The sequence below is a fragment of the Porcibacter vitabionis genome, assembly GCF_046263795.1.
Taxonomy (GTDB): domain Bacteria; phylum Bacillota; class Clostridia; order Lachnospirales; family Lachnospiraceae; genus Lachnocurva.
The window spans coordinates 37,664-63,924 of the sequence record NZ_JBJYZD010000013.1 but is presented as its reverse complement, the minus strand read 5'-3'; the positions used below and the strand labels follow the sequence as shown (position 1 = coordinate 63,924).

Here is a 26,261-nt window from a genome sequence, read left to right as displayed (position 1 = left end):
AAGAAAAGCCTGCGCCGCAGTCCCTGTCAAGGGTGCATAGCACCGCTCCGCGGCCCTGCCCTTGACAGGGGCTGGGGACGCAGGCCAAAAGGCAGCTAAGAGAAGTAAGCAGATCTGTGGCTGCGTGGAAGCTCAGCCTTGTGCTGCAGGAAAATAAGAAGTATAGTGGAGCCAGCATTTCGTTGCCTGATATCTTATCAGCAGTATCCAGGGTGTTCTCCTACCCATAAAATCCGAATATAAACTTACGCCGTCTTCATTTTTTCTTGTCCTTTACGAACGGAAAGAAGAAAGGTAAAATAATATCTGTTTAGAAGAAGCTGATGAGTTCAGAAAGAATCAATTTGATTCGAACTTTTCGAGGCCGATGATATGTCCCTTGCCAGAGGTCAGAGGATGTATGATTGGCCTCTTTTTTCGCGGAAAGGAGTGCCTATGACATGAATAAAATCAAAACCATCTATAAGAAGATCCGTTTTAAGGACTTTGTGACCATCCTCATCGGAACGACTCTGATCTCTCTCGATGTCAAATATTTCCTGGACCCTTCGGGACTGGTTACCGGCGGTGTCAGTGGTCTGGCCATTGTCATCCGTTATCTGAGCCGGGGGCTGATTGCCGGCGGCATTCCCCTCTGGGTATCGAATGTTGCCTTGAATGTGCCGATCTTTCTCTACGCGATCTACATGCTTGGTTTTAAGAGCATTCTTCGGACCGGTTTATCTTTCATCATCATGTCAATCGAACTTGCCCTGCTGCCATCCCACAGTGTTCTCTCAGATAATATGATGCTGACAACGGTATATGGCGGCCTGCTCTTCGGGGTTGGTATGGGAATTACACTAACTGCAAGAGCAACAACCGGCGGTACGGATCTTTTGGGGCAGGCATTACATGCCAAACATCGTTCCATCAGTATGGGCCGTATGATTCAGATATTGGACGGAGCGGTCGTTCTGGTCGGGGCCTTTGTCTTCCCCCTGGAGCATACCCTGTATGCCATTCTGTCCGTCTTTCTGACTGGTCAGATCACAGATTTCATTGTCGATGCCGGCAAGCGTGCCAAGATCTGTATCATCATATCTGATCAGAGTCAGGAGATTGCGAAGTCAATCCTGAGTGACTTGGACCGGGGCGTGACCGGACTGAAGGGAAAGGGCATGTATACCGGACGGGACAAGATCCTGCTTCTCTGTATCTGCTCGAAACATGATCTTCCGGATATCAAGGATATCGTAAGAGAACATGATAAAAAGGCCTTCTTTATTATCGGAAATATCAGTGAAGCCATGGGTGAGGGATTTGTGGAACACTGGAGATAAGCATTTGCTTTCCTTTTAAATGATTTATGGAAAAAGAAAAAGGACCATCTTTCGATGGTCCTTATCTTTATGACTTTTCGAATCTTTCAGAAGGGAGGTTTCTTTATTTTATTGCCTTCCTCTGTTCGATCTTCCGGTTTGATCGGTCGGTCGGTCATTCATCCGGATTATTTTGCAGACTTTGTTGCATACATGAAGTACTTATTTCCGGTCAGGGTCTCATATACGCCGCTGACATTGGACTTCATCATGTAAACATCATTGTAGAAGTAAAGAGGGATTACTGCGTTGGTATCCATCAGCATCTTCTCGGCCTTAACCAGAATATCTGCACGCTTAGCTTTATCGGTCTCGGTACGAGCCTGATCCAGAAGCTTGTCATAATCAGCCCAGTTCTGAGGAGCAGAAGCGATCGGATTCTTACCAAACTGCATATCATTGTTACCGCTCTTGGTCAGGAAGACTTCCAGCATGTTGGAAGGATCATCATAGTCGGCAATCCATCCTTCACGGCAGAGTGTATAGTTACCATTCTGACGGTCAGCAATGAAGACCTTCCAGTCTTCTGTCTTAATGGTCATCTGGATACCGGCCTTCTTCAGGTCATCCTGGATCAACTGTGCTGCTCTCTCATTGGATGTACCGGAGTTGGTCAGAAATTCAAAGGAGATTGCCTTAGACGGTGTGTATGTACCATCGCCATTGTCCTTGAACTTATAACCGGTAGCGCTCTCAAGAAGCTTTACTGCCTTCTTGATAGAAGAAGCGCCGGTCTTCTCACCGTCATAATACTTCTGAGACCAGGTCTTGCCGTTTCCGTCATGCATTGCGGAAGGAACAAATGCGCTTGCAACTTCCTGACCGGTCTGACCTACAGTATCAACCATATACTGACGGTCAATCAGAAGAGAAACTGCCTTACGGAAGTCCTTAGCCTGATCTTCTGTCATGCCGTCGAAAATGGATGCATTGACATTGAAGCCGATGTAGTTGGTTCCCAGCTGATCTGCTACATAGAAATCAGAGAAATCCTTTACATTCGGAACTTCATCCGGAGAGATGCTATCGATGAAGTCAAGGTTTCCACTGTTGTAAGCTGCGAAAGTAGCAGTATCATCAGCAGAAAGCATGAAATTCAGTTTTTCGATCTTCACCTTGTCGGCGTCATAGAAATTAGGGTTCTTGGTATATTCCATAGAACTGTCATGTGTCCATGCAGTGCAGGTGTAAGCGCCGTTTGATACAAAGCCTGCTTCATTTGCCCATGCGCCAGGATTAGCGCCATCCGGGTCAGCAGCTTCTACAGCCTTCTGCGGTACCGGATCGAAGACAGGGAATGCCAAAAGCTGATTGAAGTAAGGGCAGGAATTATTCAGAGTAATCTTCAGAGAGTAGTCATCCGGAGCCTCAACCTTCAGACTTCCATCGTCGTTACGAGCAATGACATCGAAGAGATAGCCATAATCTGCTGCAGTCTTCTCAGATGCTGCACGATTCCAGCTGTAAACGAAATCCTTAGCAGTAAGGTCACTGCCGTCGGACCACTTGGTCTTCTTCAGCTTGATGTTCCACTCGGTACCATCATCAGATACCTGAGGATCACCATCTGCGATAGCAGGAACGAGCTTGTCATTCTTATCATAGGTATAAAGACCTACGAATGAGTTGACAGCCAGGCAGGCACCGTCAACGGTATTGTTCAGAGCCGGATCCAGGTGCTGAGGCTCGGAAGCCAGATTGATGTACAAGGTTTTTGTGTCGGTATTCAGCTTTGCCTTGGATGCCGACTTCTTTTCTGTGCTTTTTTCTGTCTGGGCTTTGTCAGATCCCTTGCTGCCTGCGTTACCGCAAGCGCCAAGGCTGGCAACCATAGCAGAAGCAAGAACAAATGCGAGTAATTTCTTTTTCATATGTTTTCCTCCTGTAACTATAGAGTAACTATTATATGTCAAACTTCCTAATCAAGGAAGTTGTGACCTTATTTATTCCAGCATGCACACAGATGTCCGTTTCCTCTGTCCTTCAGAGGCGGCATCTCCTTTGCACACTGCTCTGTCGCATAGCGGCAGCGGGTACGGAAAGGACATCCGGTCGGCATATGGAGAGGACTCGGGACATCGCCTTCCAGAATGATCCGATGGCTATGTCTTGCTGTCTCAGGATCCGGGATCGGAATGGCAGACAGAAGAGACAAGGTGTAAGGATGGATCGGATGATTCATCAATTCATCCGCATCTGCAACTTCCATCATCCGTCCCAGATACATGACCGCGATCCGGTCAGAAATATGCTGAACGACCAGAAGGTCGTGGGAAATAAAGAGATAGGCAATGCCCAGCTTTTCCTGCAGATCCTCAAACATGTTCAGGACCTGCGCCTGAATGGAAACATCCAGCGCTGATACCGCCTCGTCACATACAATAAAAGAAGGATTTACAGCCAGTGCACGAGCAATTCCGATACGCTGTCTCTGTCCGCCGGAGAACTCATGCGCATATCGCATGGCATGCTCGGCGTTCAATCCTACGGTATCCAGAAGCTGTAAAATCTTGGCGCGGCGTTCTTCCTTGGTCTTATACAGATGATGGGTATCCAAAGGCTCTCCGACAATGTCTTCAACCGTCATACGTGGATCCAGAGAAGAATAGGGATCCTGAAAAACCATCTGCATTTCCTTACGATAGGGAAGCATATTGACGGAAACTTTCTTGCCTAATTTAGGCTTTCCATTCGAATCCGTGATCAGTTTTCCATCTTCATCATACTGTTCACCGCTGTCAAAAAGGACTTTATCATTAAATATAATGCGTCCTCCGGTCGGCTCATAAAGATGAAGAATGGATCTGCCGACGGTCGTCTTTCCGCATCCGGACTCACCGACCAGACCGAGCGTCTCACCCGGCATGATCTCAAAGGAGATATCATCGACTGCCTTCAGCGGAATCTTATGGAAGCCCTGAGAAACCGGGAAATATTGCTTCAAGTGTTCCACTTTCAGGAGCGGCTTCTTTTCATTCTCGCTCATGCCTTCGCCTCCTCACTCATAAAGAGATCTTTTACATTCATCCAGCAGCTTGCCCGATGATTTTCACCAACCTGATACTCCTCTGGAAGTTCTTCCAGACAGATCTTCATCGCATTCTCACATCGGGGGCAGAAGGCACATCCCTTCGGCATGTTCAGAAGGTTGATCGGTGTTCCGCCGATCGGTACCAGCCGCTCGTTCATATTTTCTTTGGTCGGGATCGAACGAAGGAGACCCTTGGTATATTCATGAGCCGGACGATAGAAGATATCATCTGCCGTACCGCGCTCACAGACCCGTCCGCCATACATGACAAGGATCTCATCACACATGGAAGCAATGACACCCAGATCATGGGTTACCATAATGATAGCCATGCCAAGCTTCTTCTGCAGGTCCTGCATCAATTCCAGGATCTGTGCCTGAATGGTAACATCCAATGCCGTTGTCGGCTCATCTGCGATCAGGATATCCGGCTCACAGCAGAGTGCCATGGCGATCATGACACGCTGGCGCATACCTCCGGACAGTTCAAAAGGATATTGCTTGAGACGGCTCTCCGGCTCGTTAACGCCAACCAGTGTCAGCATTTCAACAGCTCTCTTCTCCGCCTCTTCCTTATTCTTATTCGTATGAAGAAGGATGGCCTCCTTCAACTGATAACCGATTGTGAATACGGGGTTCAAGGAAGTCATAGGATCCTGGAAGATGATCGATACCTTATCTCCACGGAAGGTTTCCAATTTCTTCTCATCCCATTTGGTGATGTCCTCACCCTTGTATTTAATGGATCCGCCTACGACCTTTCCGGTCTCTGCCAGGATCTGCATAATGGAATATGCGGTTACCGATTTTCCGGATCCGGACTCTCCAACGATGCCAAGCGTCTTTCCTCTCTCCAGGGAGAAGCTGACTCCGTTTACCGCTTTTACTTCACCAGCATCCGTAAAGAAACTGGTCTGGAGATTATTGACCTCCAGAAGTGTATTATTTTCTTCAGCCATGACTTCCTCCTTAATTCAGCTTCGAATCGAATGCATCACGAAGACCGTCACCAATCAGATTCAGAGCAAGAACGATCAGAACGATAACCAATGCCGGAACCATCAAACGATAAGGAGCTGAAGAAATGGTCTGACGGGCATCATTTGCCAGAGAACCGAGGGAGGTCATCGGGAGGCTGACACCAAGTCCCAGGAAGGACAGGTAGCTTTCCGTGAAGATTGCGCTCGGCACCTGAAGGGCTGTTGTGATTATGATAATGGAAAGTACATTGGGAACGATGTGCTTCCGCATGATTGTGCCACTCGGCGTACCAATGGCTTTTGCAGCCAGGATATATTCATTGTTCTTAATGGAAAGGATCTGGCCTCTGACCAGTCTTGCCATGCCGACCCAGTAGAGGAGGGCAAAGACGATGAACATGGCCAGCATATTACCGCCGAGTTTTGCGAAAACCGTTCCCTTGATCAAAGGTGCCAGTCTTGCATTCAATACGACGGACAAGAGAATGATGATCAGCATATCCGGCAGAGAATAAATGATGTCGACGATACGCATCATAACAAGGTCGACCTTGCCACCGAAATATCCGGAAATCGTTCCGTAAATAACACCGATGATCAAAACCATGATGGCGGAAACAATACCTACGGAGAGGCTGACTCTTGTTCCATAGACAACACGAATGAAATAATCTCGTCCCAGGGAATCCGTTCCTAAAATATGAGGGAAAAGGTTCTTTCCTGTTTCCTTCATATACTGGAGTTCTCTGGTGGAATACTGCATGGGTGTCAGATTTACTGCAGTACCATCACGCCGGCCATTTAAAGTGACCATGTCACTATAGGAATAAGGAACGATGATCGGAAGAATAATAATTGCAAGGATCAGGACTGCCAGAACAATGATGGAAGCCATTGCCATATGGTTTTTCCTGAGGCGTCTCATTCCATCCTTCAGGAAGGTGGAAGACTCTCCCATAACATCCTGCTGTTTCTTTTCCTCGTCTGTCGCCTTTTCAAAATTCTTTTTATTAAATTTACTTAAATCGATCTGCGCAGATAAAAACTGGCGTCTCTTATAAGTAGTTTCATTGTCTGCCATTCTTATTTCCTCCTGCGGGATCAGTCAAATGTAATTCTCGGATCAATCAGCTTATAAACAATATCCGTGATCAGATTTGCGACAATCATAAGGATTGCCAGGAAAATGGTTGTTGCCATGATAACGGAATAGTTCCGGTCAGTGATCGCCTTTACGAAATAAGTACCAAGTCCGGGTACTGTGAAGATGGTCTCAACAACCATGGAACCGGTAATGATATAAGCAATCTGAGGTCCAAGATAAGTCACAACAGGAATCAGTCCATTCTTCAAGGCATGTACGAAAATCACCTTGTTCTTGCTGACACCCTTGGCCCGGGCTGTCCGGATATAATCCTGGCTCAAAGCATCCAGCATGGAAGTCTTCGTCAGTCTCGTGATATAAGCTGTCGGATAAACTGCCAGCGAAATGATTGGAAGGACCAGACTCGGGTTATCACTGTAGACCGGGAAAAGGCCAAGCTGCACACAGAAAACCAGAAGCAGGAAGGTTGCCAGGATAAAGGAAGGCATTGCTGTTCCCAGTGTCGTAAAGAAAATAATGATACGGTCTGACATTTTATTTCTGTTCAATGCAGCGATGGAACCCAAAACAACGCCGACAATCAGAGCAATGATCATAGCGATTCCGCCAAGCTTCGCAGAGATTGCAAACTTAGAAAACATGTCATGGCTGATGTCACGGCCATTCTTCATATCCACGCCCCAGTCTCCGTGAAGAAGATTCTTCATATAGAGAAGGTATTGCTGGCCCAGAGGCTTATCCAGATTGTAACGCTTATTCAGTGCATCCAAAACTGCCTGAGACGGTGCCTTCTCCGAACTAAAGGGTCCGCCCGGAATCAGGTTCATTACGAAGAATGTGATCAGCGTGACTATGATGATTGACACGACTGCGAGGATCACACGCTTAACCATGTACTTTGTCAATTTACTTTCCTCTTTTCCTTATGGATTTCACTTGCCCTGGCTTTGTGATTTTTCACTTTACCACGTCAACGTAAAAACGTTTAAAAAAGATGTACAGATCGAGATCTGCACATCTTTGTACACCCAGTCTGTTTCTTTTATTGATAGTTGTATTATACAAAAGCTGAATAATTCGTCAACCGTTAAATGAACGGCTTTCACCTGATCCTGTATCCATTTGCATGTATATTTCATCCATAATATGCAATTATTGTGTATGTTTACAGTTCATCGGTCGGATGGATCTGTGGAAACCAAAATCCGTTTTTCCCGTTTCCCGCCATGTTTTCTATATCACAGACAAATTTTACATGAATTTCTTTCAATTATCAGTTTATTCATCTATTATGCATTTCAGGTGAATTGTATTTATGCGAATACAAAGAGGGGATCCTGCTCCTTTGCAAGATCCCCTCTCAAATATTGCTGCCGGTGGTCGGGCTCGAACCGACACGGTGTCGCCACCACGGGATTTTAAGTCCCGCGCGTCTGCCTATTCCGCCACACCGGCGATGGGTGGTGGTGGATTCGAACCACCGAAGCATAAAGCAGCAGATTTACAGTCTGTCCCCTTTGGCCGCTCGGGAAACCACCCAACTTGGTCTATATTTCTTAGACAAAACGGAATTATATCATAGTTTTATCGACCGTGCAAGCGTCTTCTTTTCTACAGGCCGGGCTCTGTCCCAAACGATCCGACTCGCAGGCAAAAGAAGCCGAGAAGCAGAAACAGCCTCTTTCTTTCAGGCTCTCCGGTAACGTAAAACCACCGCCTCATAGGGCTTCAGGGAAAGGTGCAGATTGCCCTCCGTCACCGGCATACGAACGTCCATAATGGAGTATCCGACCGCGTTGGTCATCATAAGCTGATGCATGACTGCATCCTTCGGCACCTCTGCCTTCCAGACAGGAAGATCTGCATCGATCGGATCAGCCCCGCTGTTTACTGCGATCACCATCGATTCGTCCCTTGTGAACCGCCCGTAACTGACCAGATTCTTTTGGCACTTCAGAAAAATGAAGGCCCCGATCCGAAGCGAAGGATTGCTTTTATGAAGGAAGATCATATCTCTGTGAAAGTCGAGCAGATGATAATCTGCCATTCCCCAGGGATAGGTCCGCCTGTTATCCGGATCGGTAAAGCCGCAGACGCCGGCCTCGTCTCCATAATAAATGCAAGGTGCACCCGGCCAGGTCAAAAGCATCAGGGCTCCTTCTTTCAGAACCGCTTTATTTACGCCCTCTTCCGCAGCCTTTCTTCCAAGGCTTTGAACCCGGCCAACCTTATGATTGGTCCGCGTCAGGAATCTGGAGTGGTCATGATTGGACAGCTGATTCATTGCCGAATACAGAGACGGTGTCAGAAATTCCGTCATGGTATGGCGCATGGTCAGTTCAAAGCGTTCTCCATCACCCAGCATATCCGCTTCAAATTCATCGCTGTGCTTTTCCATGCCCGTCAGAAAATAGGATACCGGCTCCATAAAGGCGTCATAATTCATGATGGTATCCCACTCATCCCCCCTCAGCCAGTTTTTCGCATCTCCATAGTGCTCTGCCAGGATCACGGCATCCGGGTTTGCTTCCTTCACTGCCTTACGGAATTTCTTCCAGAAAGAGTGGTTATAGGCTTCGCTATGACCCAGGTCCGCAGCGACATCCAGCCGCCAGCCGTCGACCTGATAAGGTGCCGAGACCCACATTTTTGCAATGTTTAGGATATGATCCTCCAGTTCCTGACAACCTTCATAGTTTAATTTTGGAAGGGTATCATTCCCCCACCAGCCGTCATAGGCCTTGTTATAGGGCCACGAAGACCCTCTCTCGAAGTCAAAATAGTTGTGATAGGGGCTGTCTTCGGAAATATAGGCCCCGGGTGCGTAGCCCGGCTGATCCTCATAGATCCGTTCCCGGTCCATCCACTTATTAAAAGAACCGCAATGATTAAAGACACCGTCTAAAATGACCCGGATGCCTCTTGCGTGGGCTTCCTTTACAAAATCACAGAAAAAGCGGTTGGATGCCTCCAGGTTCTCCTCCCTGGTAACACGATTCACATAACGCGTAGCATGCCTGTTGTCTGTATCACCATTGGAAAGGACCTGTCCCTGATCGACAAGGATCTTCCCGTAATGCGGATCGATATGCTCGTAATCCTGAATATCATATTTATGGTTGGAGGGAGAAACGAAGATCGGGTTAAAATAGATCACCTCTACGCCAAGGCTTTTCAGATAGTACATCTTCTGCCTTACGCCTTCGAGATCACCGCCATAGAAATTGCCTACGTCCAGATCGGCAGGCTTCTGATTCCAGTCCTCAATTTTCTGGACCATATGGCCGACATAGTGGTATTCATTGGTCAGAACGTCATTTTCCGGGTCCCCATTATAGAAACGGTCCACAAGGATCTGATAGATCACCGCTCCCTTCATCCAGTCCGGTGTCGAGAATCCGGGAACCAGGGTGAAGACATACTGCCAGCGTGGCTGGTCGGTCAGACTGTAACGGTCAAAAAAAGCCTCTTCGTCTGTATCCAGATCACGAATATGAAAGAGATAGCTGAAAGGGCTGTCCCCCAGGCGTACTTTACAGGTATAGTAAGAGAAGACTTCCGTCTGCTCTTCTGTTTTCATTGGGATCTCATCGTAATGTGTGAGTAATGACACGTCTAAATGGTCTTCTGCACCTGCCCGGAATCGAATGGTTACAGTATCGCCGGGCTCAGGCTCCCAGGGACTCACGAAGAAATTTGTGCCATCGCTGAATATCGCATCACGGTTCATTAGCTTTTCCTCCAATCTCAGACATTTTAACACAAATGTCTATTGCAGGAAACCAATTTAATCTAAGTTCGTTTCGCAGATACTACGAGCGGAAGACTCAAAAATTGCTTACGCAATTTTTTCGTTTCGCGCTGTCGCGCAATCGAAAAAGCCCCGGCCTCACGGCTCGACACGCAAGCGTGTCTCCCGGAGGCTGGGGCTTTTTCGGCTCCGCTCGTAGTATCCGCGGAAAAATAAAGCAGCCTCACGGCTGCTTGGAGAAGGTATTTTTACTTTTATAGGGGGTAGTAAAAATATTTATATGTATTGGGGGTCTTTACGATTATGATAGTATCACGCTCGTGGCAAGAAGTCTGCACAATGTTCACAAAGATTGGGTCTTGCTTTTGTGCAAATTGTCAGCTGTCTCTGGCCTTCACTATCAATCCTCCAGTTTAACTACCCCTTTCTTATGCTTCTACAGGCTCTTCCTTTTCGAAAAGTGCCTCGAATTCCTGACGGTTGATCTTCTCTTTTTCCATAAGAAGTTTTGCAGAGGCATGAAGGACATCCATATGGCTTTGAATCAGTTCTGTCGCCTTGGCATAACACTGGTCCATAATGGATTTCACTTCCTTGTCGATCTCGGTTGCAATTTCTTCACTATAGGGTTTGGTATGGGCCAGATCCTTACCGAGGAAGACTTCTTCGTCCTCTTCTTCATAACAGATGGTTCCGATATGATCCGACATACCATATTTCATGACCATATCTCTGGCCGTTCTGGTAGCCTGCTTAATATCATTGGAAGCACCGGTCGTAATATCGCCGAAGATCAACTGCTCGGCGATGCGGCCGCCCAGGGATACTTCGATATCCTCAAGCATCTTACTCCTGGTCAAAAACATCTCATCCTTTTCCGGAAGAGGCATGGTATATCCCGCAGCTCCCATTCCGGTCGGAATAATGGAAACCGAATAAACCGGTCCTACATCCGGCAGAAGATGGAAAAGGATCGCGTGTCCGGATTCATGATAAGCCGTGATCTTCTTTTCTTTCTCTGAAATGATGCGGCTCTTTTTCTCCGTTCCAAGACCCACCTTCACAAAGCTGGTCTTGATATCATCCATGGTGATATAATTCTTATTTTCTTCTGCCGCCCGAATGGCAGACTCGTTCAGGAGGTTTTCCAGGTCCGCTCCGGTAAAACCTGCTGTAGTCTGAGCGATCTGGGTCAGATCCACATCATCGCCCAGGGGTTTATTTTTCGAATGAACCAGAAGGATCTCTTCTCTCTCCCGGATATCCGGCCGTCCAACATAGACCTTCCTGTCGAATCGTCCCGGTCTCATAATGGCAGGATCCAGAATATCTACCCGGTTGGTTGCAGCTAAGACAATAATGCCGGTATTGACATCAAAACCGTCCATTTCCACCAGCATCTGGTTCAAAGTCTGCTCTCTCTCATCATGGGAGCCACCCAGGCCGGCGCCTCTCTTCCGGGCCACAGCATCAATTTCATCGATAAAAACGATGCAGGGAGCATTTTTCTTTGCTTCCGAAAAGAGATCTCTGACACGAGATGCACCGACTCCGACAAACATTTCCACAAAGTCCGATCCGGAAATCGAGAAGAAGGGGACGCCGGCTTCTCCTGCGATGGCCTTGGCCAGCATGGTCTTACCGGTTCCGGGAGGGCCGACAAGAAGCATGCCCTTGGGAATCCGCGCTCCGATCCGGGTATATTTGTCCGGATCCTTCAGGAAATCTACAACTTCCTTCATCTGTTCCTTTTCTTCATGCAGACCGGCAACATCATCAAAACGGACTTTGGAATCTTCCGGATGCGTTAATTTGGCATGACTTTTCCCGAAATTTGCCATCCGGCCGCCGGCTCCGTCGCCATTCATGGCGCGGGACTGCATACTGCTAAGCAGGACAAGGAAAAGTACAATAAAGACGCCCGTTAAAATTGTCGGAAGGAGAATGCTAAGCCAGTTATTATCCTTAACATCCTGTATCTGGTAGGAAATACCGGCATCATCCAGCATTGCCTCTGCTTCTTTCACATCGGAGACATAATAGATCCGGCTGTCTTTGGAATCCGATGTCTCATATGAAACAGCTCCGGTAGGCACAGCCTCATTCTGCCGGACTTCCACAGAAACCATATTGTCGCTTTTCAGATCCTTCTCAAAGGCCGATTTACTGATGCCCGCCGTACGTCTCGCAGAAGAGGCAAACCAAACAGCAGCCAAAAGAACAAGGAAGAGGATGTAGATTCCCCAGCTTCTTCTCTGATTCAATGTCTTTCTCCCATTCTAATTCAATTGTCATCTCAGTCATCCAGGTTCAAGACACCGATATAAGGCAGATTCCGGTATCTCTGGTCATAGTCCAGACCATAACCCACAACAAATTCGTCCGGAATGGTAAAGCCCGTATAATCCACATGGACATCGACTTCTCTCCGATCCGGCTTATCCAGCATGGCAGCCAGGCGAACACTCTTCGCACCCTTTTCCGTAAAATACTTGAGCAGGAAGGACAAGGTATTGCCACTATCAATGATATCCTCGGCAATCAGCACATTCTTTCCCGTAACATCCGTATCCAGTTCCTTGGTGACCTTTACTTCACCGGAAGACACGGTTCCGCTGCCATAAGAGCTGGTGGCCATGAAATCGATCACCACCGGGACCATAATTCTCTTTGCAAGTTCCGTACAGAAGAAAGCCGCCCCTTTCAGGACACCGACAAGAAGGATCTCCTCGCCTTTATAATCCTCACTGATTTGTGCGCCAAGCTCACGGATCCTTTTGTCCAAGTCCTCTTCCGAAAGCATCACACTAATTTTCTCACTCATGAATCTGCCTTTCTCCAACTGATTCTAAATACTGATTTCGTATCCTCTCTGATCCAGACATCCGAAGCCAGGCGAAGCCCCATCACAAGAAGAACGTCCGACCCGCTGCAAAGAAGGGGGATCCTGTCCCTCTCCTCCTTTGGAATCTTCTGATCAATGAGGAAGTCCTTCAATTTCCGATGCCCGCCCGATGCCGAAAGTGAGATCCGATCTCCCGCCATTCGGCTCCGAATTCTTAGATTGTCACTAATCATATCATAATCCAAGTCATTCGTATAGGTCGCTGTCTCCCGAATCTTTTGATCCACCGGACCCGGTTTTCTCTCCCTGAGACTGATTTTAAGCCTTCCCCCTGCCAGTGGAAACTCCCTGGTCTCTCCGACTGACAGCTTGGGAAGAAGAAGGCTCTCATTGGGACCCAGCCATGGTTTATCTTTCCCCTGAGGAAATATAGACCCGTCCGATCTTTTCCTGAGGTAGAGCAGACTTCCCTCTGCCTGAAGGTAATAACCCTTGGGTAGAAGCCAGGTACGATTGCCTTTGGTCTCAGCCAGTTCCAGAGCCTTTCTGATATGGGTCCTTCCGACATCCCTGCCGCTTCCTGCCATATAAGTCCGAAACCAGAAAAGAAGGACCTCTCGTTTTAAGCTGTCCGAATCCAGAGCCATAAGACGCTTTCGAAAAAGCGGCGGGATCCTGGCTTGATTCGCAAGCGGGATTTCCGCCGGCTGCAGGGCCTTCCCATCTTCCGGGCGCTCTTTCCGATAAATAATTGCCTCTTCTTTTTCCCGGATCTCCTGTTCAAAGATCCGGCTCTGCTCTCGCATCACCCCTGCGGTCTGGCTGATATGAAGGGCAGCTTTCTCATTAATGGAAGAAAGGAGAGGCATCACCTCGTGGCGGATCAAATTTCTCGGGATCGAGGTGTCCAGATTGGTGCGATCTGTCCGATAGGACTGATCCTTATCTTTGAGATAGGCTTCGATCTCCTTACGGCTGACGCAGAGCATGGGCCGGATGACAGAACCGGAAAGCGGTTTCAGGCCACACAGACCTCTCCAGCCGGTTCCACGGACCAGCTGGAGGAGAAGAGTCTCCGCATTGTCATCCAGGTGATGGGCAACCGCGATCCGGCAGGATCCGCTTTCTTTACGCAAAGTATCAGCTGCCTTGTAGAAGGCCTGATAGCGAAGTTCCCTGGCCGCCTCCTCCAGAGACTTTTTCTTTTCTTTCGCATAAGAGAGGCAATCCACTGAATAAACGGACAAAGGCACAGAAAGAGCATGACAGAGTCTCTCTACAAAGGCCTGATCCTGCCGGCTCTCTTCACCGCGAATCCCATGTTCCACATGCACCGCATAAAGCTTGAGATGCTCTTCCTCTTTCAAGGCGCAAAGGATCCGAAGAAGGGCAACCGAATCCGCTCCTCCGGACACTGCAGCAAGAACCGTCCGATGACTGCTATCCAGAAGGTCTTCCTCTCGGATATAGTCTCTGACCCTTTGTTCCAGTGGATGGAGGATAGAAAGACCTGCCGCCATCACTTCTTCTCCCGGAAAATGATTTCATTCTCATGGAGCATTCCAAGTTTGCTCTTGGCCGTATCTTCTACGTATTCCGATGATTTCGTATAAGCCTCATAGCCTTTCAAAGCCTTGGATTCTTCCTTGAGATCTGCCTTCTCTGCCTGCAGGGCAGCCTCCTTGTTCTCATAGAATTGCTTTTTCTTATAGAGGGAGACCATCTGAATGGTCAGGACAAAAGCCAGAAAGACTGCCGTGATATAGGTAAAAAGTCTGGCAGCCCTCCGTCTTCTCTTCTGCTTTTTCACAAGCTTATTTGTATTCGGTCCTTCTGACATATTCCAATCCTCTAAAAACAAAGTACAAGATCTTCTCCAGCCGGCAGGATCCTTTGCCGACGGAGAAAAATCCCCGATCCATCAGTTCAAAGATAGCGGAACATTTTCTCTGCATCTTCCTTCCGGATCGATTCTTTCACATCCAGAACTTCTGCCTTTACTGTCTTATTTCCGAATGCGATCTCTATGGTATCACCCGGCTTCACCTGAACCGATGCCTTGGCCGGTCTGCCATTGACCTGTACTCTTCCGGCATCGCAGGCTTCATTTGCCACGGTTCTTCTCTTGATGATCCTTGAAATTTTCAAGAATTTATCAAGCCGCATGGTTTTGTTTGCTTCCTCTGCCATCGATTTCCTCTCTTTCCTCCGAATAAAAATCAGGCCCAAAGGGAATCCCCTTGGGCCTGTCCGTTGACTCTCTTTGAAAAGGAATTAACCGTTAACGATATCCTTCAGAGCCTTTCCTGCCTTGAACTTCGGAGCCTTGGATGCAGGAATCTTCATCTCATCTCCAGTCTGGGGATTACGTCCGGTACGAGCTGCTCTCTCAGATACTTCAAAGGTGCCGAAGCCAACCAGCTGGATCTTCTCACCCTTCTTCAGCTCATCTGCAACAACATCTGTAAATGCCTTCAGAGCATTCTCAGCGTCCTTCTTGGAAAGCTCAGCCTTCTCAGCAATTGCTGCAACTAATTCAGACTTATTCATTTTTACTTCCTCCTATTTTCAATAGTAATTCGATATTTCCGCAGTAGCCTCCGCGGTTTAACCTCTTATCTACTTATAATGGTTTCCCTTCCGATTGTCAAGAAAAGTAGGCCCAAAAGTCAGATTAAAGGCTGAACCAGGGCATCCAGGGCCTCTTTCATGTCCTTTTCCTGTTTCTGGGCATCGTCCATGGAGCTACCACGGACTCCGAAATAGAACTTGATCTTGGGCTCGGTACCGGACGGGCGAACGCAGACCCATGCCGCATCCGAAAGTTCATAGTAGAGAACATTGGATTTGGGAAGACCGGTAGCTGTCACTTCATTGCTGGAAAGATCCAGAATGGTATCCTTCTCATAATCGCGGATCTTCTCTACCTTGTAAGAACCGATGGCTGCAGGCGCATTGTTTCGGAGTTCTTCCATGATCTTTCCGATCTTCTCAATGCCTTCCTTGCCGGCAAGGGTTACAGAGCTGACCTCATCACGATAATAGCCGTACTTCTCATACATCTCCAGCATAGCATCCCAGAGGGTCATATTTCTGGTCTTGTAATATGCTGCAGCTTCACAGAGAACCATGGATGCAGCAACGGCATCCTTATCTCTTGCATAGGTTCCCGGCAGACAACCGTAGCTCTCCTCCATACCGAAGAGATAGGTTCCCTTTCCGCTGCGCTCAAACTCCAGGATCTTCTGTCCGATCCACTTGAATCCGGTCAGAACTTCGATCAGCTGAACGTGGAAGTCCGCTGCAATGGCATCTGCCATATTGGTCGTAACAATGGATCGGATAAAAGCTCCGTCCTCCGGAAGTTTTCCATTCACAGCCAGCTTCTGGCTTAAGATATAATAACCGATCAGGCAGCCGGACATATTTCCGGTCAGGGCATGATATTCACCGGTCTTTGAATCCAGGACATGAACACCCAGACGATCCGCATCCGGATCCGTAGCAAGGATCAGGTCAGCGCCGATCTCCTTTGCCATCTTTTCTCCCAGAACAAAGGCCTCGGGATTCTCCGGGTTGGGGTAAGAAACAGAAGGGAAGTCTCCGTCCGGCTTTTCCTGTTCCGGTACGACATAGACATTCGGGAAGCCAAGTTCCTTTAACACTCTTCTGACGGGAATATTTCCTGTGCCATGGAGCGGATTGTAGACGATCTTAATGTCTTTTCCGACCTTGTCAATGCAATCCTGATGAATGACAACAGAACGAACTTCCTTGTCATAGGCATTATCTACATCCTCACCAATCGTGATATAAAGGCCGGCATCCTCTGCCTCCTTCTTCTCCATGGTCTTTACTGCACTGAAATCCCTGACTGCCCGGACTTCATCCATGATTCCGGTGTCATGTGGCGGTGTGATCTGTGCACCATCTTCCCAGTAGACCTTATAACCGTTATATTCCTTCGGATTATGGCTGGCAGTAATATTGATACCGGCCGCTGCCTTCAGATAACGGACCGCAAAGGACAGAACCGGTGTCGGACGAAGGGACTCGAAAACATAGGCCTTGATTCCATTTGCTGCAAGGCAGAGCGCTGCTTCATCCGCGAATTCCGGCGACATATGACGGGAATCATAGGAAATTGCGACACCCTGTCCTGCCTTTCCAACCTTATTGATATAGTTGGCCAGGCCCTGGGTAGCCTTTCGCACCGTGTAAATATTCATACGGTTGGTACCTGCGCCGATGACGCCGCGGAGGCCTGCCGTACCGAATTCCAGATCCCGGTAAAAACGATCTTCGATCTCCTTCTCATCACCGGCGATCCCTCTGAGTTCCTCCTTCGTCTTTTCATCGAAGTAAGGATCATTCAGCCACTCATTATAAGTTTCTTTATAGCCCATAATTCCCTCCTGAATGTAGTTTATGAACAAATAAAGCCATGAAGTCTGCAGGCTCTTTTAAAAAAGACGATTCTGCAAGCTTCAGCAGTTTTATCTTACCACACCATATTAGAAAGATGTATCTTTTTCCATCCATCTTGCAGCAATTTCAAGCAGTTTTTCTCTCTCATTCAGAGCCGGATCCCCGAGGACCAGGTTCAAAAGTTCCCGTAAGACCTGCCCGACTGCTTTTCCCTGAGGAATGCCAAGTTCCAGAAGGTCTTTTCCGGTGACCTTCAAGTCCTTTACCGATAAAGGATCCTCTCTCTCCAGGATCTGATGAAAGGCCTCTTCCAGACGGTCAATATAGGCCAGTTTCTCTTCCCTCTTATAAGTGCTTTGTCCCAGGGTATCCGCCCGCTTCAGAAGAAGGAGATCCGGGAAAGCTTCTTTTGTGACACGAGATATGAGAAGACGGATCTTTTTGTCTTTGAGCTTTGGCCTCTCATCATGCCAGCGGATGAGATTCACCACTTTTTTGATGGTTTCATTATCATAACGAAGTCTTTTTAAGATTTTCCCGGCGTCCACAGCGCCCATTGCCGGATGACCGTCAAAATGTGAGACCCCGGCCTGATCGATCCTCTCGCAGGCCGGCTTATCTACATCATGAAGAAGGGCTGCCAGGCGGAGGTAATCTTTCCCCGGGATATTTCTCATCACTTCGATCGTATGCCCGGCCACATTGTAACAATGGTGAACGGTATGCTGTTCGGTTTCCTCCATGGCTTTCCATTCCGGGAGAAAGACAGAGAGCAGGCCGGTCTCGTAGAAGTCCCGGATCCTTTCCGGGTGATCGGAGGTAATGGTCTTCTCAAATTCATCCCGGATCCGTTCCATACTGACCTTAGACAGAGTCGGTGCCAGATCCCGGATCGCCCGGTAGGTCTCCTCTTCGATTCGAAAATCAAAACGCGCCGCAAAACGGATGGCTCGCATCATACGGAGAGCATCCTCTGAGAAACGTCTTTCGGGGTCTCCGACACAGCGGATCAAGCCGTCTGCCAGGTCCTTCTGACCATCAAAAGCATCTACAAGACCCGTTGAAGGATTGTAGGCCATGGCATTGATGGTAAAATCCCTTCGTTTCAGATCCTCGAGGAGACTCGGTGTAAAAGTGACCTGCTCCGGATGCCGGCCATCCTTATAGACGCCGTCCAGCCGATAGGTCGTCACTTCGTAGCCGACGTGATCGATCATGACCGTAACCGTCCCATGTTGAATCCCGGTATCGATCGTCTTCGGGAAGATTTCCTTGACTTCTTCCGGCCTTGCCGAAGTCGTGATATCCCAGTCCTTGGGCACTTTCCCCAGAAAGCAGTCACGGACACAGCCGCCTACTGCGTAGGCTTCGTGTCCGTGCTTTTCCAGCTTTCTTATGATATTTGTAACACTAAGTGGCAATTTTATTTCCATAAGCAAAGCGATACTCCTGATCAATAAGCCTTTGCCCAGATGACCATCTTCTTTGCCGGCTTTCCGCAGCAGACGCATTTTCCGGACAGATTCTTCTGAACAAAAGGAATGCAGCGGCTGGTAACGCCCAGGTCTTCCTTGATCTTGTCCTCACAAGAGCGGTCACCGCACCACATGGCCTCTACAAAGCCAAGCTTGTTCTCAAAATGATTCTTGAATTCCTCGGTTGTCCTGGCTTCATAGGTCATTTCATCCATATGGGCCTTAGCCTTTGCCAGCATATCCTTTTGAATGGTCTCCAGAAGGTCCGAAACCGTCTTTTCGAGGCCGTCTAAGGGTGCCTCGATCTTCTCCAGGGTATCTCTTCTGGAGATCATGCACTTTCCGGCCTCAATGTCTCTGGGTCCGATCTCGATCCTTAAAGGAATGCCTCTCATTTCCTGCTCGGCGAATTTGAATCCCGGGCTCTTGTCGCTGTCATCCACCTTGACTTTGAAATTCGACAAAAGGTCGCGGATCTCATAGGCTTTCTCTAACACGCCTTCCTTCCTCTGCTGGATAGGCACGATATCTACCTGAATCGGTGCAATATGAGGCGGGATGACAAGTCCCCGGTTGTCTCCGTGAACCATGATCATAGCACCGATCATACGGGTCGTCGTTCCCCAGGAAGTCTGCCATACGTACTTCAGCTTATTATCCTTATCAGTAAAGGTGATGTCATAAGCCTGGCTGAACTTCTGACCGAAGAAATGACTGGTTCCGGACTGCAGGGCACGACCATCATGCATCAAAGCCTCTACCGTATAAGTTGCCTCTGCACCGGCGAACTTCTCCTTCTCGGTCTTCTGTCCCTTAATGGTCGGAATTGCCATCTCCTCTGCCAGGAAATCCGCATAGAGATTCAGCATGTCCTGGGTTCTCTCTTCTGCCTCTTCCCTGGTGGCATGGATGGTATGGCCTTCCTGCCAGAGGAATTCACGGGAACGTAAGAAAGGACGGGTCTCCTTCTCCCAGCGGACAACGGAACACCACTGGTTATAAAGCCGGGGCAGATCCCGGTAAGAGTGAACATCGTCTTTATAGAAATCCGAGAAAACCGTCTCAGAGGTCGGGCGGATGGCCAGACGCTCGGTCAGAGGCTCGGTACCGCCTGCTGTAACCCAGGCTACTTCCGGTGCAAAGCCGTTGACCAGTTCTCCTTCCTTGGCAAGAAGGCTTTCAGGGATCAGAAGAGGCATGTAAACATTCTCCACGCCGGTCTTCTTAAAACGGTCATCCAAAAGCTTCTGCATATTCTCCCAGATTGCATAACCGTAAGGTTTGATCACCATGAATCCCTTGATATGGGAATAGGCAATCAGGTCCGCCTTGATGCAGACATCGGTATACCACTGGGTGAAATCTTCATCCATGGAAGTAATCTCTGCCACGAGTTTTTTCTCAGCCATGATCTCCCTCTCTCCTCTGAAATACAGGTTTCTAAATTTTCTTTCTGATCTGTCTCACGAATATAAGACTAGCTTATCTATTTTAGAAAGCTTTCTTTTCCTTGTCAATCCCCAGCCGCTCCCGTCTTATTTCTCCAGCAGCCAGGCGGGCAGGATCTCCTCCGATACCACTTCTTTCTTCCAGGGAAATGTAAGGCGATAGGAAGTAAGGTGCAGACAGTCACTTTCCCTGCCGCCGTAGCGGCGGTCTCCGACGATCGGCCAGCCCCTGGAAGAAAACTGCAGGCGGATCTGATGGAAGCGGCCGGTGACGAGCCGGATCTCTACCAGATAGCTTCTTTCGGACGCCTCCCTGATCGAATAGTGAAGGATCGCTTTCTTTGCTGCCGGATCCTTTTCCTTTGTGATCTCGGCCATACGGTTTTTCGGATTTCTCTTGATAAAGTCTACGAAAGTCCCCCTTTCCGGCAGGGGATCTTTTGTCCTCTCACCAGGGTCCGAAACCAAAGCGAGATAGGTCTTCTGCAATGAGCCCTTTCTTTGACATTCCGAAAGCAAAGCAGCTGCCTTTCCAGTCTTTGCTGCCAGAAGCAGTCCTTCCACCGGCTGGTCCAGGCGCTCGATCAGATGGATCTCCGGTTTTTCGCCTTTCCTTTTTCTCTCATTTCTAAGCCAGGTCACGAGATCCATCTCTGTCACTTTTGCCGTCTCAGAAGCCATGCCGGCCGGTTTCCATACGATGAGATAGTCCTGGGTCTCCCGGATGATCTTGGGTTTTTCCATCGTTCTCCTTCTCCCGGATCCCTGTCCTTACATCTTGAAGCGGTAACCGACGCCCCAGATGGTTTCGATGTACTGGGGATTATTCTTGTCCGCTTCGATCTTCTCTCTGATCTTCTTGATATGGACCGTAACCGTCGCAATGTCTCCGATCGAATCCATGTTCCAGATCCGTTTAAAAAGCTCTGCCTTGGAGAAGACATGATTGGGATGTTCGGCCAGGAAGGTCAAAAGTTCATATTCTTTCTGGGTCAGCTGCTTTTCTTCCCCCTGGACCCAGACTCTGTGAGAAGTCCGATCAATTTTCAGACCGCGGACATGGAGGATGTCATTGTTCTGTTTAGCGATCCCCTGTGCCGTCAATCTCTCATAGCGCTGGATATGAGCCTTGACTCTGGCGACCAGTTCGCCTGGGGAAAAGGGTTTGGTGATATAATCATCCGCTCCCAGTCCCAGGCCGCGGATCTTATCAATGTCTTCTTTTCTGGCGCTCACCATAATGACCGGCTTATTGGTATTCTCACGAATCCGTTCACAGATTTCAAAGCCGTCCATGCCGGGAAGCATCAGGTCCAGAATAAAGAGGTCATAATGACCCCGCAAAGCCTGATCCAAACCTTTCTGACCGTCATTTTCAATATCTACCTTAAAATCACTGAGCTCGAGATAATCTTTCTCCAGCTCTGCAATTGCCACTTCATCCTCAATGATCAGGATCCTGTTCATTTGCTTTCTCCTTTGCTTCGGTCTTATCTTTTCTCAAAACGAAATACATGACGGTACCGACGCCTTCCTTACTGGTCGCCCAGATATTGCCGCCATGGTCTTCAATGATTTTCTTAACAATGGAAAGTCCGATACCGGAGCCCCCGATATTGGAATTACGTGAAGTGTCCGCACGGAAGGTCCGGTCGAAAATATAGGGCAGGTCCCGTGCAGAAATGCCTCTGCCGTTGTCCTCCACCTCCACCTGAATATAATCTCCGACATCGCGGATACGAAGTTCTATCACACCGGGACGATCTCCCATATACTTTACGGAATTTCCGATAATATTATGGATCACCCGTTCCAGCTGTTCCGGATCCGCAATGATATTGACGTGATCATTCACGTAATTATAATAATTAAATTCGATTTTCTGGCCTTCCAGATCCATACCCACTTCTTCTGCGCAGTCCATGAAGAAATTCTTCACATTCAGACTTTGAAAATTATAGGGGATCTTATTCATATCGATCTTGGAATACAGGGTCAATTCGTTGATCAGGGCATTCATCTCATCCGCTTTATTGCAGATGGTTCCGAGATAGAGTTTCTGCTTTTCCGGTGTATTGGCCACCCCGTCCTTCAGGCCTTCTGCATAACCCTTGATGGCTGTGATCGGTGTCTTTAAGTCATGGGCTATATTTGCAATGAGCTGGCGCTGTTCCTCATCATCATGCATCTTAGCGACGGAGGCGGCCTGGAGGCGCTTACGCATATCTTCAAAAGCGCGGAAGAGTTCACTGATCTCATCCCGTCCGCTGACATCCAGAGGATGATCGAGCTCACCCTCGCGGATCTCCCCGGCTGCCTTCACCAGGGTTTTCAGCCTCGGGACGATCCCCCGATAGGTCCAGCCCACCAGGATGATCGCAGTGAGGATCAGGATCAGAAGCACAGAAAAAATGATGTCGAACATGGCCTTCCGATTCCCGGGTAAGACAGAGCGGGAAGTCGTCACCATAAAGACGCTGCACTCCTCTCCCTCCCCGGTCACAAAATCGATCTGCCGTAATAAGGCCATCTCCCTCTGGCTCAGATAAATAATGATCTTCGTCTTTGGACTGTTGGCCCCGTAAAGAGGCAGCTGACCGGTTCCCAGGGCCAGATCATCACTCCCGGCCCCATTAAAAGTTATTTTTCCGTCGATCCGGACCAGAAGATAAGAATAGCCCCGCTTTCTGACCTTCTCATTCATATCCTGCAAGGCCTTTTGATCCAGGGCCCTGCTATGCGCTTCCTCGACCCAGCTTTCCAGATCCCGATAGACCGGATCGGACTTTTCATCCAGATTCTGGATCAGGGCAGTGAGATAAGGATAGCTGCCCTCGATCGTATAATTCTCATTCTGCTGGGTCCGGACGAAATGAATCATGCCAAAACCACAGATTGCCAGGAGAAAAGGCACAAAAAGAATAATGCATATAGAAATGATCAATCTGGTCTTCAGTTTCAAATATAGACCTCCCCCGAAGCGGATTCTCTCTCGTAAAAAACGGAGCCGCGACAGTCCGCAGCTCCGTTTATTATAGCATGTTCGAAAATATTCTTAAAAGAAATTACAGATACTTCTTCAGATCCTCTACCTTATTCAGGGCTTCCCAAGGCAGGTTCAGGTCATTTCTTCCGAAGTGACCGTATGCTGCGGTCTGACGGTAGATCGGACGGCGAAGATCCAGCATCTTGATGATGCCGGCCGGACGAAGGTCAAAGTTCTCACGAACGATTTCAACCAGCTTCTCATCCGAAAGCTTACCGGTACCGAAGGTATCCACATTGATAGAAGTCGGCTCTGCAACACCGATTGCATAAGAAAGCTGAATCTCACAACGATCTGCAAGACCTGCTGCTACAATATTCTTTGCAACATAACGTGCTGCATAAGCTGCAGAACGGTCCACCTTGGTGCAATCCTTACCGGAGAAAGCTCCGCCGCCGTGACGAGCCATTCCACCGTAGGTATCTACAATGATCTTACGTCCGGTCAGACCTGCATCACCGTGAGGTCCGCCAATGACGAAACGGCCGGTCGGATTGATGAAGAACTTTGTCTTATCATCTACAAGTTCCTTGGGAAGGATCGGATCGAAGACATACTTCTTGATATCCTCATGGATCTGTTCCTGTGTCACATCCTCGTCATGCTGGGTGGACAGTACAACCGCTTCCAGGCGGCAAGGCTTGCCGTTTTCATCATATTCTACGGAAACCTGGGTCTTTCCATCCGGACGAAGATACTTCAGAGTGCCATCTTTACGAACATCGGTCAGACGCTTTGCCAGCTTGTGGGCAAGGTTGATCGGGTAAGGCATGTAATCTTCGGTCTCGTTTGTCGCATAACCGAACATCATTCCCTGGTCGCCGGCACCGGTATCCAGGTCATCCTTCAATTCGCCTTCCTTGGCCTCCAGGGCCTTATCAACACCCATAGCGATATCTGCAGACTGCTGATCCAGAGCAACCATAACGGCGCAGGTATTGCCATCGAAACCGGTCTTTGCATCGTTGTAGCCGATCTCATTTACGGTCTTACGAACGATGGAGGGGATGTCGAGCTGTGCCTTGGTCGTGATTTCACCGGTTACCAGTACGAAACCGGTGCAGGCTGCTGTCTCACATGCCACACGGCTCATCGGGTCCTGCTCCATGCAGGCATCCAGAATCGCATCAGAAATTGCATCGCAGACTTTGTCAGGATGTCCTTCTGTCACAGACTCGGAAGTGAAAAGTCTCTTGTCCATTTTTCTCTCCTTTGACATAAAAAATCCGCCTGATACATAGGCGGACCAGATCAATAAAGAATAGAAAATTCCCTCATTGTTCGATTTCTCGCTCAGGTTGGCACCTTTCTTGCTTTCGCCGGGGTTGCCGTGGTTTCTCTGATCCTCTGTATCTCCACCACTCTGAATAAAGGAACTTCTGTATATGAAATTTTCTATACTTAACTTACGATAGAGAATCTACACCCCGGGAGGCGTTTTTTCAATATACATAAACTAGGTTTTGTAGCATGGAGGGAACCTTCAGGACACCTTCAGTTTGAACTTCTGGATCTCGTGTTCGCTGGAAACCTGCTCGATCTGAGCTCCCAGGCCCTGCAGCTTCTCGGCAAAAGATTCATATCCTCTCTGGATATAATAGATGTCATCGACAACCGTGATCCCGTCAGCCGCAAGACCGGCGATGACAAGAGCCGCCCCGGCGCGAAGATCCGGAGACTGCACACGGGCGCCGGTATAATGATCTACGCCTGTTACAATGGCAATCGTGCCTTCTACCTGGATATTGGCTCCCATCCGGGCCAGTTCATCCACATATCTGAAACGATTCTCCCAAATGCTCTCCGTAACGACAGAGGTTCCCTCTGCTATGCCGAGGACCACTGTCATCTGCGGCTGCATATCGGTTGGAAAGCCGGGATAAGGCAGGGTTGCAACCTGGGTATGGGTCAGTCTTCCCTTGGAAATGATCTTCACGGCATCATCGTATTCAATGACCTGACAGCCTGCCTCTAAAAGCTTGGCTGTCGTTGCCTCCAGGTGCTTTGGAATGACATTTCGAAGCGTCACATCTCCGCCGGCTGCAGCAGCTGCGCACATGAAGGTCCCCGCTTCGATCATATCCGGGATTACGGAATAGTCCGTTCCATGCAATCTCTTCACACCATTGATACGGATACTCTCGGTTCCCGCACCACGGATGTCCGCTCCCATACTGTTCAGGAAGTTTGCGACATCTACGACATGGGGTTCGCGGGCACAGTTATCAATAATAGTCTTCCCCTCTGCCAGGGAGGCTGCCATCAGAATATTGATCGTTGCACCGACGGAAACCTTATCCAGATAGATATGATTGCCCACCAGACGGTCGGTATGAGCGGAAATCAAGCCATAGCTGATATCCACATCAGCTCCCAATGCCCGGAATCCCTTGATATGAAGGTCAATGGGTCTGCTTCCGATATCGCATCCGCCGGGCAGGGCCACTTCTGCCTTATGATATTTGCCCAGAAGAGCTCCCAACAGGTAATAAGAGGCCCGAATCCTCTTGATATAATCATAATCTACAGACAAACTGTGGATTGTAGAAGCATTGATCTCTACGACATGCTTTTCCGGCCGTTCCACTTTCGCCCCGATGTCTTCGATTGCGCCCAGAAGCACATTCACATCTCTGACATCCGGCACATTTGACAAACGGACGGTATCATCTGTCATAACTGCAGCTGCAATAATAGCCAGTGCCGCATTCTTTGCTCCGCCGATTTCCACTTCTCCGGTCAGGGGATTGCCACCCTTGATCACATACTGCTCCATATTTTTTCCTTTCGC

General features: G+C 48.6%; 21 protein-coding genes, 2 tRNA genes and 1 riboswitch. Of the genes, 1 reads left to right on the top strand and 22 read right to left on the bottom strand.

Translation table 11 applies throughout. The annotated features are described in order from the left end of the window. Window positions 1–440: 440 nt before the first annotated feature. On the top strand, window positions 441–1,322 hold the full coding sequence (locus ACKX2L_RS10005; RefSeq protein ID WP_497550337.1) for a YitT family protein: 882 nt from the start codon (window positions 441–443) through the stop codon (window positions 1,320–1,322). Between the two features lie 167 nt (window positions 1,323–1,489). Here the strand turns inward: ACKX2L_RS10005 and ACKX2L_RS10000 are convergent, their stop codons facing one another. The 22 genes from ACKX2L_RS10000 to murA form a co-directional block, all read right to left on the bottom strand. Further along, entirely contained in the window at window positions 1,490–3,232 is a 1,743-nt protein-coding gene (locus ACKX2L_RS10000; RefSeq protein WP_497550338.1) for a peptide ABC transporter substrate-binding protein, read from the bottom strand. Between the two features lie 68 nt (window positions 3,233–3,300). After that, window positions 3,301–4,347: an ABC transporter ATP-binding protein gene (locus tag ACKX2L_RS09995; RefSeq protein WP_497550339.1), complete on the bottom strand. Its 1,047-nt coding sequence runs from the start codon at window positions 4,345–4,347 to the stop codon at window positions 3,301–3,303. Then, window positions 4,344–5,351: an ABC transporter ATP-binding protein gene (locus tag ACKX2L_RS09990; RefSeq protein WP_497550340.1), complete on the bottom strand. Its 1,008-nt coding sequence runs from the start codon at window positions 5,349–5,351 to the stop codon at window positions 4,344–4,346. The genes ACKX2L_RS09995 and ACKX2L_RS09990 overlap by 4 nt, the downstream gene beginning before the upstream one ends. Before the next feature lie 10 nt (window positions 5,352–5,361). Then, window positions 5,362–6,453, bottom strand: a complete 1,092-nt coding sequence (locus tag ACKX2L_RS09985; protein ID WP_497550341.1) for an ABC transporter permease — start codon at window positions 6,451–6,453, stop codon at window positions 5,362–5,364. A gap of 20 nt (window positions 6,454–6,473) precedes the next feature. Beyond that, complete coding sequence (locus ACKX2L_RS09980) at window positions 6,474–7,382, bottom strand: ABC transporter permease (protein ID WP_497550342.1); 909 nt, start codon at window positions 7,380–7,382, stop codon at window positions 6,474–6,476. 466 nt (window positions 7,383–7,848) lie between these two features. Further along, window positions 7,849–7,932 (bottom strand) — tRNA-Leu (locus tag ACKX2L_RS09975). Window positions 7,933–7,934: 2 nt separating this feature from the next. After that, a tRNA-Tyr gene (locus ACKX2L_RS09970) sits at window positions 7,935–8,016 on the bottom strand. A 148-nt stretch (window positions 8,017–8,164) separates the two neighbouring features. Then, window positions 8,165–10,207, bottom strand: coding sequence for a glycoside hydrolase family 13 protein (locus ACKX2L_RS09965; RefSeq protein ID WP_497550343.1), 2,043 nt, complete (start codon window positions 10,205–10,207; stop codon window positions 8,165–8,167). Window positions 10,208–10,656: 449 nt separating this feature from the next. After that, window positions 10,657–12,492, bottom strand: a complete 1,836-nt coding sequence (gene ftsH / locus ACKX2L_RS09960) for an ATP-dependent zinc metalloprotease FtsH (RefSeq protein WP_497550344.1) — start codon at window positions 12,490–12,492, stop codon at window positions 10,657–10,659. Window positions 12,493–12,524: 32 nt separating this feature from the next. Further along, window positions 12,525–13,052: a hypoxanthine phosphoribosyltransferase gene (hpt, locus tag ACKX2L_RS09955; protein ID WP_497550345.1), complete on the bottom strand. Its 528-nt coding sequence runs from the start codon at window positions 13,050–13,052 to the stop codon at window positions 12,525–12,527. Continuing rightward, window positions 13,049–14,593, bottom strand: coding sequence for a tRNA lysidine(34) synthetase TilS (tilS, locus tag ACKX2L_RS09950; protein ID WP_497553172.1), 1,545 nt, complete (start codon window positions 14,591–14,593; stop codon window positions 13,049–13,051). The genes hpt and tilS overlap by 4 nt, the downstream gene beginning before the upstream one ends. Continuing rightward, window positions 14,593–14,913, bottom strand: a complete 321-nt coding sequence (locus ACKX2L_RS09945) for an FtsB family cell division protein (RefSeq protein ID WP_497550347.1) — start codon at window positions 14,911–14,913, stop codon at window positions 14,593–14,595. The genes tilS and ACKX2L_RS09945 overlap by 1 nt, the downstream gene beginning before the upstream one ends. Before the next feature lie 86 nt (window positions 14,914–14,999). Further along, window positions 15,000–15,239 (bottom strand): RNA-binding S4 domain-containing protein, encoded by a 240-nt coding sequence (locus ACKX2L_RS09940; RefSeq protein WP_497550387.1) that lies wholly within the window; start codon window positions 15,237–15,239, stop codon window positions 15,000–15,002. A 108-nt stretch (window positions 15,240–15,347) separates the two neighbouring features. After that, window positions 15,348–15,623: an HU family DNA-binding protein gene (locus tag ACKX2L_RS09935; RefSeq protein ID WP_497550348.1), complete on the bottom strand. Its 276-nt coding sequence runs from the start codon at window positions 15,621–15,623 to the stop codon at window positions 15,348–15,350. 119 nt (window positions 15,624–15,742) lie between these two features. Further along, window positions 15,743–17,479: a phospho-sugar mutase gene (locus ACKX2L_RS09930; protein WP_497553171.1), complete on the bottom strand. Its 1,737-nt coding sequence runs from the start codon at window positions 17,477–17,479 to the stop codon at window positions 15,743–15,745. 108 nt (window positions 17,480–17,587) lie between these two features. Then, window positions 17,588–18,934: a CCA tRNA nucleotidyltransferase gene (locus ACKX2L_RS09925; RefSeq protein WP_497553170.1), complete on the bottom strand. Its 1,347-nt coding sequence runs from the start codon at window positions 18,932–18,934 to the stop codon at window positions 17,588–17,590. 20 nt (window positions 18,935–18,954) lie between these two features. After that, window positions 18,955–20,388 (bottom strand): proline--tRNA ligase, encoded by a 1,434-nt coding sequence (gene proS / locus ACKX2L_RS09920; RefSeq protein ID WP_497550388.1) that lies wholly within the window; start codon window positions 20,386–20,388, stop codon window positions 18,955–18,957. Window positions 20,389–20,511: 123 nt separating this feature from the next. Then, complete coding sequence (locus tag ACKX2L_RS09915; RefSeq protein WP_497550351.1) at window positions 20,512–21,168, bottom strand: RluA family pseudouridine synthase; 657 nt, start codon at window positions 21,166–21,168, stop codon at window positions 20,512–20,514. A 27-nt stretch (window positions 21,169–21,195) separates the two neighbouring features. Next, window positions 21,196–21,891, bottom strand: coding sequence for a response regulator transcription factor (locus ACKX2L_RS09910; RefSeq protein WP_497550352.1), 696 nt, complete (start codon window positions 21,889–21,891; stop codon window positions 21,196–21,198). Continuing rightward, window positions 21,869–23,386, bottom strand: coding sequence for a sensor histidine kinase (locus ACKX2L_RS09905; protein ID WP_497550353.1), 1,518 nt, complete (start codon window positions 23,384–23,386; stop codon window positions 21,869–21,871). The genes ACKX2L_RS09910 and ACKX2L_RS09905 overlap by 23 nt, the downstream gene beginning before the upstream one ends. 103 nt (window positions 23,387–23,489) lie before the next feature. Then, a complete protein-coding gene (metK, locus tag ACKX2L_RS09900) occupies window positions 23,490–24,671 on the bottom strand; it encodes a methionine adenosyltransferase (RefSeq protein WP_497550354.1) in 1,182 nt (393 codons plus the stop codon). Between the two features lie 70 nt (window positions 24,672–24,741). Then, a riboswitch (SAM riboswitch) is annotated at window positions 24,742–24,844 on the bottom strand. A gap of 109 nt (window positions 24,845–24,953) precedes the next feature. Further along, window positions 24,954–26,246: a UDP-N-acetylglucosamine 1-carboxyvinyltransferase gene (murA, locus tag ACKX2L_RS09895; RefSeq protein ID WP_497550355.1), complete on the bottom strand. Its 1,293-nt coding sequence runs from the start codon at window positions 26,244–26,246 to the stop codon at window positions 24,954–24,956. Window positions 26,247–26,261: the final 15 nt, after the last annotated feature.